This window comes from Pseudoalteromonas sp. KG3, assembly GCF_030436385.1.
GTDB classification, from domain to species: Bacteria; Pseudomonadota; Gammaproteobacteria; order Enterobacterales; family Alteromonadaceae; genus Pseudoalteromonas; species Pseudoalteromonas prydzensis.
Window position 1 is genome coordinate 1,039,710 of record NZ_CP098523.1, and the last position, 15,172, is coordinate 1,054,881.

At 40.5% G+C, this 15,172-nt stretch carries 17 protein-coding genes; 9 read left to right on the plus strand and 8 right to left on the minus strand.

Annotated features, from left to right (window positions below):
* Nucleotides 1-20: 20 nt before the first annotated feature.
* Nucleotides 21-998 (minus strand): HTH-type transcriptional regulator CysB, encoded by a 978-nt coding sequence (cysB, locus tag NDQ71_RS04990; protein ID WP_064667493.1) that lies wholly within the window; start codon nucleotides 996-998, stop codon nucleotides 21-23.
* Nucleotides 999-1,315: 317 nt separating this feature from the next.
* On the opposite strand from cysB, the gene NDQ71_RS04995 reads away from it, so the two are divergent.
* Entirely contained in the window at nucleotides 1,316-2,074 is a 759-nt protein-coding gene (locus tag NDQ71_RS04995) for a hypothetical protein (protein WP_192540770.1), read from the plus strand.
* Between the two features lie 37 nt (nucleotides 2,075-2,111).
* On the opposite strand, the gene NDQ71_RS05000 is transcribed toward NDQ71_RS04995, so the two are convergent.
* The gene (locus tag NDQ71_RS05000) at nucleotides 2,112-3,404 is read right to left on the minus strand and encodes an NCS2 family permease (protein WP_192540769.1); all 1,293 of its coding nucleotides are present in this window, start codon (nucleotides 3,402-3,404) and stop codon (nucleotides 2,112-2,114) included.
* 127 nt (nucleotides 3,405-3,531) lie between these two features.
* On the opposite strand from NDQ71_RS05000, the gene NDQ71_RS05005 reads away from it, so the two are divergent.
* From NDQ71_RS05005 to NDQ71_RS05020, 4 genes are all read left to right on the plus strand, one after another.
* Nucleotides 3,532-3,987: a tetratricopeptide repeat protein gene (locus NDQ71_RS05005; protein WP_064667496.1), complete on the plus strand. Its 456-nt coding sequence runs from the start codon at nucleotides 3,532-3,534 to the stop codon at nucleotides 3,985-3,987.
* A 225-nt stretch (nucleotides 3,988-4,212) separates the two neighbouring features.
* Entirely contained in the window at nucleotides 4,213-4,647 is a 435-nt protein-coding gene (locus NDQ71_RS05010; RefSeq protein ID WP_064667497.1) for a SulA-like leucine-rich domain-containing protein, read from the plus strand.
* Nucleotides 4,648-4,684: 37 nt separating this feature from the next.
* Nucleotides 4,685-5,164, plus strand: coding sequence for a YchJ family protein (locus NDQ71_RS05015; protein WP_192540768.1), 480 nt, complete (start codon nucleotides 4,685-4,687; stop codon nucleotides 5,162-5,164).
* Nucleotides 5,165-5,650: 486 nt separating this feature from the next.
* Nucleotides 5,651-7,621, plus strand: coding sequence for an RICIN domain-containing protein (locus tag NDQ71_RS05020; protein WP_192540767.1), 1,971 nt, complete (start codon nucleotides 5,651-5,653; stop codon nucleotides 7,619-7,621).
* A 37-nt stretch (nucleotides 7,622-7,658) separates the two neighbouring features.
* On the opposite strand, the gene NDQ71_RS05025 is transcribed toward NDQ71_RS05020, so the two are convergent.
* The 5 genes from NDQ71_RS05025 to NDQ71_RS05045 all read right to left on the minus strand — a co-directional run bounded on the left by NDQ71_RS05025 (nucleotide 7,659) and on the right by NDQ71_RS05045 (nucleotide 10,127).
* The gene (locus tag NDQ71_RS05025) at nucleotides 7,659-8,180 is read right to left on the minus strand and encodes a YgjV family protein (RefSeq protein ID WP_192540766.1); all 522 of its coding nucleotides are present in this window, start codon (nucleotides 8,178-8,180) and stop codon (nucleotides 7,659-7,661) included.
* A 62-nt stretch (nucleotides 8,181-8,242) separates the two neighbouring features.
* On the minus strand, nucleotides 8,243-8,461 hold the full coding sequence (locus tag NDQ71_RS05030; RefSeq protein WP_192540765.1) for a DUF6500 family protein: 219 nt from the start codon (nucleotides 8,459-8,461) through the stop codon (nucleotides 8,243-8,245).
* A gap of 110 nt (nucleotides 8,462-8,571) precedes the next feature.
* Nucleotides 8,572-8,988, minus strand: a complete 417-nt coding sequence (locus NDQ71_RS05035) for a tetratricopeptide repeat protein (RefSeq protein ID WP_192540764.1) — start codon at nucleotides 8,986-8,988, stop codon at nucleotides 8,572-8,574.
* Nucleotides 8,989-9,221: 233 nt separating this feature from the next.
* The gene (locus NDQ71_RS05040; protein WP_064667502.1) at nucleotides 9,222-9,683 is read right to left on the minus strand and encodes a DMT family transporter; all 462 of its coding nucleotides are present in this window, start codon (nucleotides 9,681-9,683) and stop codon (nucleotides 9,222-9,224) included.
* 9 nt (nucleotides 9,684-9,692) lie between these two features.
* On the minus strand, nucleotides 9,693-10,127 hold the full coding sequence (locus tag NDQ71_RS05045; protein WP_192540763.1) for a DMT family transporter: 435 nt from the start codon (nucleotides 10,125-10,127) through the stop codon (nucleotides 9,693-9,695).
* 37 nt (nucleotides 10,128-10,164) lie between these two features.
* Here NDQ71_RS05045 and NDQ71_RS05050 point away from each other — a divergent pair, with 37 nt between their 5' ends.
* Nucleotides 10,165-11,160 (plus strand): LysR family transcriptional regulator, encoded by a 996-nt coding sequence (locus NDQ71_RS05050; protein ID WP_283710496.1) that lies wholly within the window; start codon nucleotides 10,165-10,167, stop codon nucleotides 11,158-11,160.
* A gap of 150 nt (nucleotides 11,161-11,310) precedes the next feature.
* On the plus strand, nucleotides 11,311-12,144 hold the full coding sequence (locus tag NDQ71_RS05055) for an AraC family transcriptional regulator (protein ID WP_192540761.1): 834 nt from the start codon (nucleotides 11,311-11,313) through the stop codon (nucleotides 12,142-12,144).
* Nucleotides 12,145-12,146: 2 nt separating this feature from the next.
* Here the strand turns inward: NDQ71_RS05055 and NDQ71_RS05060 are convergent, their stop codons facing one another.
* Complete coding sequence (locus NDQ71_RS05060) at nucleotides 12,147-12,737, minus strand: LysE family translocator (RefSeq protein WP_192540760.1); 591 nt, start codon at nucleotides 12,735-12,737, stop codon at nucleotides 12,147-12,149.
* 157 nt (nucleotides 12,738-12,894) lie between these two features.
* On the opposite strand from NDQ71_RS05060, the gene NDQ71_RS05065 reads away from it, so the two are divergent.
* The gene (locus tag NDQ71_RS05065; protein WP_192540759.1) at nucleotides 12,895-13,293 is read left to right on the plus strand and encodes a YkgJ family cysteine cluster protein; all 399 of its coding nucleotides are present in this window, start codon (nucleotides 12,895-12,897) and stop codon (nucleotides 13,291-13,293) included.
* A gap of 353 nt (nucleotides 13,294-13,646) precedes the next feature.
* On the plus strand, nucleotides 13,647-15,164 hold the full coding sequence (locus tag NDQ71_RS05070) for a DUF3360 family protein (RefSeq protein WP_192540758.1): 1,518 nt from the start codon (nucleotides 13,647-13,649) through the stop codon (nucleotides 15,162-15,164).
* Nucleotides 15,165-15,172: the final 8 nt, after the last annotated feature.

Sequence of the window (15,172 nt, forward strand, 5' to 3'; positions counted from 1 at the left end):
CTTTTTCTTTATAAAATTAGTTACTTAACTGGTAATTCGATATCTTCAAACAACTTATCAACGTCTTCTTGATTACGCAATAAGCTCGCTCTTTCCACTCGTTCTTTGGTTAAATGCGGCGCAAAACGTTCTATAAAGTCATACATATAGGTGCGTAAGAAACTGCCTTTTCGAAAGCCTATTTTAGTCGTACTCGCTTCAAATAAATGACTGGCATCAATACACACTAAATCGGTATCGGCAATTTGGTCAATCGCCATTGATGCGACAACACCTACGCCTAAACCTAAGCGTACGTAGGTTTTAATCACATCAGCATCGGTAGCAGTAAATACAATATGCGGCTCAAGTCCTTGTGCATTAAACGCTTTATCCAGCTCTGAACGGCCAGTAAAACCAAATACATAGGTAATTAGCGGATACTGAGCTATATCAGCCACAGTGAGAGATTCCGCTTTTTTCGCCAGCGGGTGATCTTTTGCAACCACGATACTACGGTTCCAGTGATAACACGGCAGCATCACTAAATCAGAATATAAATGCAGTGCTTCAGTGGCAATCGCAAAATCGGCATCACCGCGCGCCGCCGCATCAGAAATTTGCTGTGGTGTACCTTGATGCATGTGTAATGACACAGCAGGATACTTTTTCATAAAGCCTTGGATCACACTTGGCAAAGCATAACGAGCCTGTGTATGCGTAGTAGCAATATTTAACTTACCTTGATCTGGTAAAGTATGTTCATTTGCTACCGCTTTAATACCTTCTACTTTAGAAAGTATTTCACGAGAAATATTAATAATTTCTGTGCCCGCACTAGTAACATGTGTTAAATGCTTACCGCTGCGGCCAAAAATTTGCACGCCCAACTCATCCTCTAACATACGTACTTGTTTAGAAATACCAGGTTGTGAGGTAAATAAACTTTCGGCTGTTGCTGAAACATTGAGTTTATGATTTTGGACTTCGACGATGTATCTGAGTTGTTGTAATTTCATGGCTGCATTTTTTAGTGTAGTTATACTGCTTATTTATAAATGCTACATCGCGTCAAGCCAAGTATTTTCTACTTAATAATAGAAAAAGGCTCTCTGAGATCAGAATTATAAGATGATATGCTTAGGCTAGCATAAACCCTCGTATTGAGGTAGCCATCTTTTAGCGGAACCAAAAAATAAAAAAAATCATAATCTATATAATAATAAATACTGAGAAAGTGAATTCTTTTTTGCTATAAAACGCGCAAAACTACCCTGTTAGCATATATTTAATGTAAGATAAAAATTATTAGCTTGTGAAACCTGAGACCTAAACCATGATCGTTTCTATTATTATTATGTTGATTGTTGCACTTATCGTCATTGCCCTGTGGGTTAGTGCGGTACAACAGCATAAAGAGAAACAAGAGACAGAACGCCGTAAAGATTTAACTAAACAAAAAAAAATCATTGGAGAATCCGAAGACGTATTACTAAATAGCGCTAACATCCCTATGTCTGAGAATATTTTACGTATTCTGCAGCGCCGTATTCACGATGCGCTTGTAACTATGGTGCAACTTTCTCCCAATTCTAAAGAATTAAAAAACCGCTTAAAAGAAGCAAAAGAACGTTTGGGCAACCCACTTGACGCCACTAATTCAGAAAACTTAGTGTTACCTGATAACGACAAGCAATTGATATCACTGATCCAAGGTATTAAAAAAATACGCGCAGTGCTTCGCTCAGAACACGGTAAAGGTAAAGTAGATAGCCAAGTTTTTGTTGCTGAAGATAAGCGTTTAGAAAAACTACAATTAAGAATTAATATTGAAAGCCAAATTAAACGCGGTATTTCTGCTCGTTCAGCCAACATGGTGGGCTCTGCACGGCAATACTTTGAAAAAGCCTACGCAACTGTATCTGCTGTGGCTTATAGCGATGACTACATCACTGGTAAACGTCAAGAATTAGAGGGTTACTTAGAAGCCATTAGTACTGAGTTAAAAGCATCGAATGCAACGGCACTGAAGAAAAAAGCCGAGCAAGAGCAAGACGATTTAGACGTATTATTTGCACCAAAGAAAAAGTGGTAAAACCACTTTTTCTTTGTCGTAATTGTTAGAAATCGAATTATGATAAAAACGCAAATTTAACCACAAACATTGCCGTTAAGATCCACACACTGATACTTACCTCATCACGTTTGCCACACAATACTTTTACAGCCGTATACGAAATAAAGCCAAGTGCAATGCCATGTGCAATTGAAAACGTCAGAGGGGTCATTAGTAATACTACACTCACTGGTATTGCATCAGTCATGTCATCCCAATTTACAAACTTGAGATTCTGTAACATCAATACTGCCACATATAAAATAGCGCCCGCAGTTGCATACGCTGGGACCATTTTAGCCAGTGGTGCAAAAAACATCATCAATAAAAAACACAGGCCAACAACAACGGCTGTTAAACCTGTACGACCACCAACAGAAACACCTGCAACAGATTCTATGTATGATGTTGTTGTAGAAGTACCAAGCACTGCGCCTGCAATCGTTGCTGAACTATCTGCACTTAATGCACGGCCTAAACGCGGCATGTTGCCTTTTTCATCAGCAAGGCCCGCTTTTTGTGTAACTGCAACCAAAGTCCCTGAGGTATCAAATAAATCGACAAACAAAAAAGCAAAAATAACACTGAGCATAGACAACTCAAGAGCCGCTGCAAAATCAAGTTGCATAAAGGTTGGTAGGATTGAAGGTGGCATAGACATCACTCCTTGATACTCAACTAAACCTAAACTTAATGCAATGGCAGTAACTAATAAGATACTGATCAGTACGCCACTTTTAAAATCACGATACAACAAAGCTGCAATAACAAAAAAGCTAAAAATTGCCAATAATGGCCCTGCAGCTGTGATGTCACCCAACTGCACTAAAGTCGCAGGGCTTGCCACTATGATGCCGGCATTTTTTAGTGCGATTAACGCTAAGAATGCGCCAATTCCCGTGGCTATTGCTTGTTTTAAAACCAACGGTATTGCATTAATGATCCACTCTCTGACTTTAAACAAACTTAAAAACAAAAAGATACAACCTGACATAAACACCGCACCTAACGCAGCCTGCCAGGTATAGCCCATGCCAAGTACAACGCCATAAGTAAAAAAGGCATTGAGCCCCATACCTGGCGCCAGCGCTAACGGATAATTAGCCCAAAGACCCATAATAAAACAACCAATTGCGGCAGCTATACAGGTTGCAACAAACGCCGCGCCCTGATCCATACCCGCTTCGGCTAACATAGCAGGGTTTACAAAAACAATATAAACCATAGTAATAAATGTTGTGAGGCCAGCAATACATTCACGACGCACAGTTGAATTGTGGTCGCTAATTTTAAATAACGCGTCAAGCATAGATGAGTTTCATTGTAGATAAGAATAATTGTGTAATTTTATCATATATTTCAAGAATAGCAGGACATTTTACCTTGTATTAGTCTAAACTTACGCGGTAATAGACAACAATAATATATGTGGCACTATGACAGATACCTCACCTATTGGCTTAGATTTAGAACAACAGCTAGATAACGTTTTATCGTTTATCACTCAACCAAACAGCACCCCACACAGTGATGTTAAAGCTGATACACCAGAAAACACCGTGAATAAAGCACTCTATTATTTGAAAAATGAACAACCTCCCCTCGCCGCTAAATGGATGCGATTGGCAGCGATGTCAGGAAATCACCGAGCACAATTTTATCTTGGCTTATTTTTTATCAAGGGCCAAGGCGTGCCAAATAGTGTATTTCATGGTGCAGTATGGCTAAGTTTAGCCAGCAGCCAAGGTTATGAACCTGCTACAGCAGCCCTTACAGATCTACGTAAGCATCTGAGCACACGTCGCTTTAAAGACGCCCAGTGCTATGCTGCAACACTGTATGAACAGATCCATCAACAGCAATTTTCACATCTGATCCCAACTACTGTATAAAAAAGTGATAACCAGCTGTTCATATCGTGCAAAATACAAACATCACCACAAACAAGCTAACCGCTTGATTTTTAAGTAATATTTAATTTTAACTACCTCTTTCATGCTTACATTAGCCTGCCAAGGTTGTAAATCGTATAAAAAATTAGCAGAAAAAACTTGCACCAAACAACTGTATAAACTACTGTATACACATACTGTATAAACAACCAGTGAGTGAACATTATGTTACAGCCAATTACCGTAAGAACTGTTAAAAGCTACCAACAAGATAACCAAAGCGCATCAGTTAACTTAATTCAAATTGAAGATGAGATCTCAGCAACGTTTGAATTGCTAAAGGTATTGCACCATTACAATAATCAAAATGCATGGACATTGCTAATTGCACCCGATCATGTACCGAGTAAAGCACTACTTGATTCATGTTCGATTGATACCAGTAAGTTACTAGTAATACGCCAAAAGCACCTTGTTAATTTAGCGTATGTTTTAAACTCCGCATTGCATAATGGGAATTTTGCAGCAGTGATCACTTGGACAGATATCGTAAAAGATAATCAAATTGCTGATCTATCGTTAAACTTAGACCAAGCAAGTGCCAAGCTATACTGCTTCACTAAAACCCAGCAAAGTAACGATATGGCATTGGCGCAATAAGCTGTTAAAATAACGTTTTTGAATCAAACGATTTAACATGACTTCACTTACCGACAGTAATTGCTTATGCGGCAGTCAACATAGTTATCAAGACTGCTGCCAAAAGCTTCATTTAGGCACAGAGCAAGCAACCACGGCAGAGCAACTTATGCGATCTCGCTATGCCGCCTATGCATTAAAAAATGCCAAATATATATACCAAACTTATGCCCAAGAAAAACAAGCTGAAAATCCAGTCAAAGAAATCACTGAGTTTGCCAACAGCTGCCGCTTTATTCAATTAGACGTGATCAATGCCGAACAACACGAGTCGACTGCGGATGTTGAATTTTGCGTTAGTTATTTTTATCAAAATCTATTTTGCCAGCTGCATGAAAAATCAAATTTTATAAAAGAAGCAGGATTATGGCGCTATCTAGATGGTGAGATTTTCCCAGTTGCAGATATAAAAGTTAACCGTAATGATGAATGCCCATGCGGTAGCGGTAAAAAATATAAAAAGTGCCACAACGTGTAGATAATTCCCTTGCATACATTAATGCTGCAAAGAGCATTCATGCAGCATATACCCACAAACAATCCTAGAGTGCCCCCTTAAACTGTTATAGCGCTCAGCATTAACGTTATTATTTATGTGCTGAGGACCCTTTCCCACCAACATAAAGGGAACAAATGTTAATTTAATGAAATCATGAATGAAACCTTCTTAAACAAAAATTAAAAATCAAACTTGTTATTATTGTCATTTATTTTTATACCACAAAAAATACATAACATAATGATTTAAATTAATTAAAGCCATTTAGAAACAAATAAAACAAGCCTAAATAATGAATTAAAAACTAAAAAATCAGTAATTAATATTGCTAAAGATTATATTTACCGCAATAATGCCACCGGTAGCACTGCAGTACAAGCATTAAAAAACTTGATTGTGTTAACTAATTTTACAATTAATTAATCTAATTATTTTGATCTAAACACACAATTATTAGGAACAACAATGAGTAAAAGTACACTTTTTAACTACTCAGTGAGGGCTTTAGCCATTACTGCTGCAATTTATGGCCAAAGTGCGTTTGCGAATGCGTCAGGCTTTGCCACATCAAATGGCGGAACAACCGGTGGAGCTGGCGGTGATATTGTTTATGCAACAACTGGCACGCAAATTCATCAAGCTTTGTGTAACCGAGCATCAAGTGACACACCAATTATTATCCATGTTGAGGGCACCATAAATCATGGCAATACCAGTAAAGTTTCTGGAGACAGCTGTAATACTGGGCCAGATTTAATTGAACTGAAAGAAATTAGTAATGTGTCTATCATCGGTGTAGGAAGCGGTGCCCTCTTTGATCAACTGGGCATTCATATTCGCTCTTCTTCAAATATCATTATTCAGAATGTCCATGTCAGAAACGTCAAAAAGTCTGGCTCCCCTATTTCAAACGGTGGAGATGCAATTGGCATGGAATCGAATGTTAGTAATGTCTGGGTCGACCACGTGACACTTGAAGCCAGTGGAGGAGAAAGCTCAGGTTATGATGCCTTATTTGACATGAAAAGTAATACTAAATACGTAACGTTATCATACAGTATTTTACGTAATTCAGGCCGTGGCGGCCTTGTTGGCTCAAGTGATAGCGATGAAAATAACGGCCCTGTGACCTTTCATCACAATTACTATGAAAACATCAATTCGCGCACGCCTTTATTAAGGCATGCTACAGCTCATGCTTACAATAACTATTACAGTGGACTTGTATCATCAGGTATGAATCCACGTATTGGTGGCAAAATGCGAGCCGAGAATAATTACTTCAAAGATTCAAAAGATCCACTTGGTACGTTTTATACAAACGACATGGGTTACTGGCAAGTCAGTGGTAATATTTGGGATAATATCGATTGGTCACAGCAAGAAAGCAAACTTCACCCTGCTGGACCGAACCCAACTTCCACCACAACAATCAACATTCCTTATAGCTATCAACTTGATAATGCGCAGTGTATACCGAGCATCATCGCTGCAACAGCGGGGGCAAACAAAGGCTTACAAACATCCAATGGGCAATGTGGTACTACGACGCCTACCGATCCAACGCCTACCCCTGAGCCTACTCCTGAGCCAACCCCTGCTGGCGAAAACTTAGCACTCAATGCTGGTGTTGATGGTAGCTCAAAAGCCAGTGGCTCAAGCTATGGTAATGTGAACGATGGTGATACTTCTACATACTGGTCGCCTTCGTCTACAACAGGTAGCATTAATATTAAAAACCTCAACACGACAATAAATGCCGTTAGAGTTATCGAAACAGCGGCTACTAAAGGACAGATCACTGCTTGGTCATTAGTAAATTATGACACTGGCGTAACACTAGCAAATGGTGGAGCAGTACCTGATGTTATCAGCTTCTCGAACACTAACTTATCTAAAGTCAGTTTTGTGGTTCATTCTGCCAATGGTGTTCCTCAAATTGCGGAGTTCGAAGTCTACAATGGCTACAGTGATGGAGCTAATGGCAACGTTACCAATACTTTACTCAATGGTACCTATAGAATTACTCCAAAACACAGTGGTGCTTCACTTGATGTAGCTAATTGTGATACTGCTGATGGGGCAAATATTAGGCAATGGTCTTGGCTTAATAATAATTGCCAAAAATTTAATATCACCACTGTTGACGGTGTTTGGCATCGTATTTCACCCGCCAATGCCCCAGCTAAAGGATTAGAGGTTTATACCCATTCAACAACCGCGGGGGAAAATATTAATCTTTGGACCTATACAGGTAGTTATAACCAGCAGTTTCGCTTCCAAAGTGCGGGCTCTGGTAAATGGCGTATAATCAATCGCAATAGCGAACTGTGTTTGGATGTAGATGGCAGCAAAACCAGTGATGACGCTAATATTTTGCAGTGGACATGCTTAGCTGGTGCAGAAAATCAAATGTTTGAATTAACCAGGCAGTAACCCATAAATTACGCAGTGAAGGGCTCAGCTAAGTCCTTCACTGCGTAAACTCTGGGTCCATAACACGTTGTTTATGAAGCCTGTAAATGGTGGTTAAATTTATTACGATAACCGTTGCTTCTAATAATACTCCGCCGATTGAGCCAACAATAATATTATTGATAAGCCATAAACATGAGCCACAAAATAAAACCCAGCGCATGGTGATCCCCCTTAGGCAAAATAAAGCGTAACTACCTAAACATGCACCTAAAACAGCAATATAATCAGTCCACTGCTGCGCCGTCAAATAGCCAATCAAAGCGGTTAAAATAATGAATATACATGCCACCCAAGTTGCCTTGGTTTTCATAGAGACAGCAGTTCGCCCTGCTGAAAATAAGCAGCATAACGATGAGGTTACAGCATTGAGTAAATAAAAATGTAAGGCGTGATTCAAATTCATCACAATCATCATTAATTTAAGACGGCGATCATCTTTTTGCATAAAACACAGCATTGCTAAAAAAAAACTTAAAAAACCGAAGCCTTGCGCAATAAATGTATCTGCCACCAGCATAACCCCCTAAAAATTTCCCTTAACCTCGTTCAGGTGAACCAAAACTACAATAAACCACACCGTCACATATTATTTTCAACCATCGTTTTAATCGTTTGTGCTTTAACAAAATGGTCTAATTGATGAGTGTGGATCCACCAGGTCGCGGCTTCCATCAATAACTCTGGGTCATCATTTTTATTTGCAAAGAAGGCATAAAATGATAACCCTACATTATCACCTTTCGCCGCCATTTTTTTATTGCAAACTTGAATGATCTTCGCTCTTAACTCATCGCGCATTAAATCTTTGCAGCCTTTATTTTACGCTATAGCGCATTTCAATTAATTCCGGGCTATTGCCTAGCGTAACTTCCATTGATTACTCCCTCTCAGATAACCCATTCAACACTCTATTTTAAGGTGTCTAATAACTCAGCTATTTCAGCTTTTAAGGCCTTGTCTGGGATTTTATTTGCACTAATCTGTGCGGCTTGTAGGCAGGCAATAGCAGCATCAGTTTGGCCAAGTTCGACATGCATAGTTGCCATAGCATAGCCAATTGACGACATATAGTCTTTAGCGTTAATAGCTATCGCTTTAGCTAACGCCTTTTCATAGATCAACAAAGCATCAGCAAACTCATCGGTAAAATCAGCCAGTGTTTCCCACTGAACAGGATGATCTTTCTCAGTATTTTCATGTTCGATGCACAGTGCTTTTAACTGCTCGTAAAGTGAATCAAAGCTCGCTTGCTGTTGCTGTTGCGCTGCATTCATTAGCTCACCTGCGAGCTCCAATACTGACTTATACAGTTTTGTATTCATCATTCTATCATTACCTTTTGTTAGAAATAATGGCCAGCTCATTTGATTGCGTAAAGTAATTCCAAACAAGCAATCTATGTGAGGCCAATAACGCACTATTCTAATACACTCTACGCAAAAATGATTCATGCTAAGTGATCACACTACATGTTTTATTATCGCAGGGCAAAAAGGTCTGTTTAATAAAGTAATTGTTCAATTGCAGTGGCTCAGCGCACCTTCCAACTGGGTAAATATTAACCCTCAGTTTTAACTGCAGCTTTGTTACTTGCATGAATAAAATATAATGCGATGCCTAAGCAAATAATGGCGCCAATTCGAGTGGGAGTAAAACTAATAATGCCATTCCCAAACCAGCCAAAATTATCAATGAGCATGCTCATACATAGTTGCCCAAAAATAACTGCAACCGTTGCAACCGCAGTACCTATGCGCTGTACCGCAAACACCATAATCACGATATAGGGCACACCACACATTGCCCCGAGTAATTGCCATTTAGGCACATCTAACAATGTCATCGCGTGGCTAGGTTCAAAGTAAAAAATAAGTAATCCGGTGATCAAAGCACCAACCGAAAAAGTCAAAAATGCGCAGCGAAAAACGCCCACTTTACTGCCAAGCTGAGCATTAATTGCAGCTTGAATACTTAATGTAGCGCCGCCAATCACAGCGAGAATTATCATTATTAACGTCATTTTCGTCCCCTACCCTTGTGCCATCAAAAGCAATGAAATAATAATAAAAACCAGTGCGACAAGCCGTTTCCGGTCGACCTGACGATGTTGTGTGCCAAATAAGCCGTAATGATCGATCAATAAACTTTTCGCTATCTGCCCCATTAAAATACCGATCATCGTCATAGCAATACCTATAACTGGTGCTGTTATCGTCAATATAACGACATAAACCGGGCCTAAAACGCCGCCTAATAATGTCCATGATGGTTGCTTGAAAAATGACGGGCTATTGCGAGGACTAAAAAATAGCATCAACATAAAGGTAAGCGCAGCACCCACACTAAATACACTGAAGGTAGCCCATAGCTCTCCAACTTCGCCGCCTAAAGGGCCCAATAGACCCGCTTCTACAGACAGCCCCATTCCTCCCATCACCACAATTAGAATCAAAATAAACTGCATGCAAATCTCCTATTAATAAGAAATTGATCATAGCCTAGTGATTCAACGTAAAAAATGGGATTATGTAGAAAACACTTTTGCAGGATTTGCACAAATGAATGATATTAGCTCAATTAATATCCGCGCATTAAAGTTCTTTATTGACGTGTATCAAAGTAAGAGTTTTTCTGTTGTTGCTCGCCGTGAAAATGTATCCCCTTCAATGGTCTCGCGGGTGATTTTGCAACTTGAAGGCGCGCTTGGCCAGCAGCTATTTTATCGTAACACACGCGCAATAATGCCAACCGAAGCGGGGAGAATTTTTCACGGCTATGCACGGTCAATGACTGAACAGCTCAGCGAAGTACGCAATGAATTGCAAGATAGAGCAAGTCAGCCAAAAGGTTTGATCAGAATTAATGCTCCGGTATTTTTCGGCCAAAAACACATCGCCCCTTGGCTTAGCGGGTTTTTAAATCGCTACCCGTTAATTCAAGTTGAGTTAACCCAAACAGATGATTTTATTGATCCACATACGGATGCCGCCGACATAATTTTCCGGATTGGCTCACTCAGCGACTCATCCTTGCATGGCAAAACCTTAGGCGTGCAAACATATCACTTGGCGGCATCTCCCGGTTACCTTAAAAAGTATGGCATACCTAAACAGCCATCAGATCTTAGTGAACATCATGGTTTAATATATCGCGGCTCATCGGGGCAAAATCGTTGGTTATTTAAAAACAATTCATCAGCATGGCAGCAACAAGTAGTGATCCCTACCTTAGTCTCTAATAATGCCGAAACGCTGCTCATTAGCGCATTAAATGACATGGGGATTGTTTTATTTCCAGACTGGTTAATCGGTGAAAGCCTAACAGCTGGAACCTTAGTATCAATTTTAGGTTCATTTACACCAACAATAAAAGTAGGCTCACAAAACATAACCGCAATTTACCCAAACACAAAGCAACCACCGCTAAATGTGCGTGTTTGTATTGATTATTTTAGCGAAGTGTATGGCAACCCCGTTTATTGGAAATACCAAAATTAATTTATGAGCCCATGATTAGTGATTTATCTCACTACCTTTAATCATGCATTTTAGCGTCAATCAAGGGCTGCTTTTGTAGACAATATTTTAAATTACGAGTAGATTTATGTATCAACAGCTAAGCTCATATTTTCAATCGTGGTAAATTTTATGCTCCCTACAACACAGCCTACTTTTTGGCGTGATCCCGCATTGCCATATATAGAGCTGCGCCAGGTACTTGATGGCCGACGCGTTACCTATGCCCCCCATTCACACCAGCAATGGTCAATCGGCGCTATTTTAGCTGGGCAAAGCGAGTTTGTTTGTGAAAACCGCCTACATCATGTCAGCCAAGGTCACTTAGTAATAATGAACCCTGATAAAGTGTATGCCTGTAACCCGCAGCAAAATTCTGCATGGGCGTATTATATGATGCATGTCGATAAAAAGTGGTTAGCGCAGTTATTATTTGAGTCAGGGGTGAGAGCCGAACCACACTGGCAAGATAGTCACTTAGATACCCTTAATATGCCATTGCTCTATCAAGGTTTTGTCAAGCTATGCAAATTACTGCTATCCAACAACCCTATTAGTACCAAGCAGACGCAATTAAATGACTATTTTGTTGCCTTGTTTAACCACCTAGATTGCAACTCACGTACAATAGAGCCAATTTTTCTCGTGCCCAACGCACTTTATCAAGTGGCCCACTATTTAAATGAGCACAGCTTAGATGACACCTCAATTAGTAGCATCAGTGAACATTTTGGTTTTAGTACCAGCTATTTAGTACGCGCTTTTAAACGTCACTTTAATATGACTCCACACGCTTACCGGTTAAATCGCCGTATTCAGTTAGGCCAGCAAGCACTGAAAAAAGGGCAAGCAATTGCCAGTATTGCCTACGACAGTGGCTTTAGTGATCAAGCACATTTCCAACGTGTATTTAAGCAACGTGTTGCCGCAACTCCTGAGCAATATCGGCGCTCCTTACCGTTGTAAATTTAAATTACTAATAACACACAACTGGCCAGCAACAATAATGCCAGTGCTTTATTCATCAACCGCACATTGGCAGCGCTTTGAAAATGCTGCCCGAGTCGCAAACCGAGCCACACCCAACAAGCAAGTGATAGCCAGCAAATTGGTAAGTACGCACTGGCAAAGGTAACAAGCTCTGTACTTAAAGCATTGAGAATATACGCCGCAATCCCCGATAACGAAGCCAACCACGCCTTAGGGTTAAGCCATTGCATGATAACTCCAGTCATGAAAGTGGGCGCGCGGCGACGATCTTTACTATTCAATGTGCCATCATCGATAAATAATTGGTAACTCAAGTACACTAAAAATGCGATGCCAAACCACTGTAAAATAACTGTGAGCCACACCAGTTTATCCACCAGCAAATGCAAACTAAAACCAATAAATAAAAATAATACGATAAAACCTAACGTTGCCCCCGTCATAAATAGCAGGCCGCTTCTTGTCCCAAAGCGAGCGCTGCAACTAAGTGAAAGTAGGTTTACTGGGCCTGGCGTAATAGAGGCCGCTAAGGCAAATAATGCCATTGAGATGATCACAGAAAAAGTCATAAATGTACTTAAGTAATTAATTTACAGAGGAGTATTAATTTTCATCGGTGTGCCGTATTGAACAAAATTGACCTTATACAATAATAATCGACTGGTGTATCCGCCTTGAGTAACAATTGCTGTATAGTGAGCACACAAACTTGCAGAAATGTTAATTATGAAAGAATGTAATCAGTGTGGTAAATGCTGTATTAAATACGGCGATGGCGATCTCAGTGCTACGCAAGAAGAAATAGATCTGTGGGAAATTTTTAACCCTGACATTTTCGCATTTGTTAAAAATGAGCAAATATGGCACGACCCGCACACTGGGGAAAAACTAAGCCGATGCCCTTTTCTTGAACTTGCCCCCAAAGCAGCCCCCCATGAAGCGGATAAATATACCTGCAGTATTTACTTAGATAGGCCAGAGGATTGTCGTCACTACCCTAGCCTGATCAGCGAAATGGTAAGGGACGAATGTGAAATGATCGAAGTCATTGATTTAGAAAACTACAAAAAAGCACAAACCAAGTTAGATTTAATAATGCAAGACAGCCGTCCTGCTGGTTATTGATTATTAACACTTTACTGCGCTTATTAGACTAAAGGTTTAGAGCCAATTGGTTAACCAACCTCGGCCTTATCCGCCGTTCACCTTCAGTTTTCTCTCGTTAAAATTAAATTAAAACAATGATATAAAAAAATAAAATACATTCATGCTTGGCAATTTGCTTACTTAATATACTCACCGTTTTCAACACCATGCTCGACCTTTGCCTAATCGTAATTGTGGCGTCCCTGCTTTACTGTACCAACTCAATATTCATAGCTTATATACCCAAACGACCTCAAACTCGCATCTGAGGTGATTTGGGTATAAAGCTGTTTTTTTATTTTGAGTAAGCAACTTATGTTGCAGGAGAAGTAATGACAACAACGCAAAAAGATGACTCTTCATCCCAAGCTGAGCAGGTAAGCGATACTCAAACCGTTTCCGATAGCTATAAAAATCTTCATAAACCCAGTTCTGAGTTCGCCAGTCGAGATGACTACCTTGAGCATGAACTGCAAATTATGCAGCCCAAGCGCTGGCGCCCTAATTTACCTTTTCGCGATTACCGTTTCGAATTTGAAGACACAATCCCAGCGATGGCAGGAACCATAGGCAAAGTCGTGATGGTGGGTGCAATTGCAGCAACATTTGCAGCACCGCTTGGCTTGAGTGATGCCTTTGTGTTAGAAAACGTGCGCTATGAGTTACTCATAGTGGCTATTTTTATCATCTTGTTTTCTGGTTTTATTTTACCCACCGCTAACTTAGCGGGAACCCACGGACCATTGATCCCACTCATTCCTATTGTAGTCGCCGCGGGCGGTCACCCTATGGCGTTCGGACTACTCATAGGTGCATTAGGATTACTGCTTGCCATCAGTAAAGGCGGCAGTTTGTTGGCACGGCTGACCAGTAAAGGGGTGTGCGGCGGGTTATTACTGTATTTAGGCTTCATCGGCACAATTTCACAGGTAAAAAAACTGTTTGCATGGGCCGAAGAAATCCAAATGACCCACATTGCTTTCATTGTTATTTTGGCCACTATATTACTGTATGCGTTACTCGAACATTTTAAAAAGCGCTGGCTTGCTGTACCACTGAGTTGCTTGATTGGGGGCTTAACAGCATTTGCTTTAGGCGCACCGTTTGAATTTAAAACCGCCCCGGGCTTACCAAATATGAACCCAATGTATTGGTGGGGTGAAAACACCGGTTGGATGTTAGGTTTACCCACCCTTGAAAGCTTTGTGGTGGTATTACCGTTTGCGATACTTGCGGTGGCCATGTGGTCCCCAGACTTTTTAGGGCACCAAGTGTTCCAAAAGATCAGCTACCCAAAACGTACTGAAAAAGTACAAATGAATATCGACGATACAATGCTCAGTGCATCGGTCAGACAAACGTTTGGTTCTATTTTAGGTGGCTCTAATTTCACCTCATCTTGGGGGACCTATATTGTGCCTGCCGCAATTGCTAAGCGCCCTATTCCCGCCGGTGCAATTTTAACTGCATTATTTTGTGTGATTGCTGGGGTGTGGGGTTACCCAATGGATCTCGCGATTTGGCAGCCCGTTTTATGTGTAGCGTTAATTGTGGGGGTATTTATTCCTTTGTTAGAGGCTGGCATGGAAATGACCCGCGAAGGTAAAACCACGCAATCAGCTGCCATCGTGGTATTTGCTTCAACGTTAGTAAACCCCGCATTTGGCTGGTCGCTAACTATGCTGCTCGATAACTTAGGCTTGATTGGTTGTAAAGAGCGCAGTTCAGAACTTACTCATATGAGCCGCTGGATCATTCCACTGATCATGTTTGTGTTACTTACCAGCGTAATGGCCATGGTCGGCATGCTGCCAGGTATTCCTGCTTTGCTAGAAAACTTTAGGCATTAATACCAAAA

Excerpts from the sequence above, each read along its gene's own strand:
- NDQ71_RS05070 (WP_192540758.1), top strand. The coding sequence starts at position 13,647 with ATGACAACAACGCAAAAAGATGACTCTTCATCCCAAGCTGAGCAGGTA.
- NDQ71_RS05020 (WP_192540767.1), top strand. The coding sequence starts at position 5,651 with ATGAGTAAAAGTACACTTTTTAACTACTCAGTGAGGGCTTTAGCCATT.
- NDQ71_RS05060 (WP_192540760.1), bottom strand. The coding sequence starts at position 12,737 with ATGACTTTTTCTGTGATCATCTCAATGGCATTATTTGCCTTAGCGGCC.
- NDQ71_RS05025 (WP_192540766.1), bottom strand. The coding sequence starts at position 8,180 with ATGCTGGTGGCAGATACATTTATTGCGCAAGGCTTCGGTTTTTTAAGT.
- NDQ71_RS05000 (WP_192540769.1), bottom strand. The coding sequence starts at position 3,404 with ATGCTTGACGCGTTATTTAAAATTAGCGACCACAATTCAACTGTGCGT.
- NDQ71_RS05015 (WP_192540768.1), top strand. The coding sequence starts at position 4,685 with ATGACTTCACTTACCGACAGTAATTGCTTATGCGGCAGTCAACATAGT.
- NDQ71_RS05045 (WP_192540763.1), bottom strand. The coding sequence starts at position 10,127 with ATGCAGTTTATTTTGATTCTAATTGTGGTGATGGGAGGAATGGGGCTG.
- NDQ71_RS05040 (WP_064667502.1), bottom strand. The coding sequence starts at position 9,683 with ATGACGTTAATAATGATAATTCTCGCTGTGATTGGCGGCGCTACATTA.
- NDQ71_RS05065 (WP_192540759.1), top strand. The coding sequence starts at position 12,895 with ATGAAAGAATGTAATCAGTGTGGTAAATGCTGTATTAAATACGGCGAT.
- NDQ71_RS04995 (WP_192540770.1), top strand. The coding sequence starts at position 1,316 with ATGATCGTTTCTATTATTATTATGTTGATTGTTGCACTTATCGTCATT.
- NDQ71_RS05055 (WP_192540761.1), top strand. The coding sequence starts at position 11,311 with ATGCTCCCTACAACACAGCCTACTTTTTGGCGTGATCCCGCATTGCCA.
- NDQ71_RS05030 (WP_192540765.1), bottom strand. The coding sequence starts at position 8,461 with ATGCGCGATGAGTTAAGAGCGAAGATCATTCAAGTTTGCAATAAAAAA.
- NDQ71_RS05005 (WP_064667496.1), top strand. The coding sequence starts at position 3,532 with ATGACAGATACCTCACCTATTGGCTTAGATTTAGAACAACAGCTAGAT.
- NDQ71_RS05035 (WP_192540764.1), bottom strand. The coding sequence starts at position 8,988 with ATGATGAATACAAAACTGTATAAGTCAGTATTGGAGCTCGCAGGTGAG.
- cysB (WP_064667493.1), bottom strand. The coding sequence starts at position 998 with ATGAAATTACAACAACTCAGATACATCGTCGAAGTCCAAAATCATAAA.
- NDQ71_RS05010 (WP_064667497.1), top strand. The coding sequence starts at position 4,213 with ATGTTACAGCCAATTACCGTAAGAACTGTTAAAAGCTACCAACAAGAT.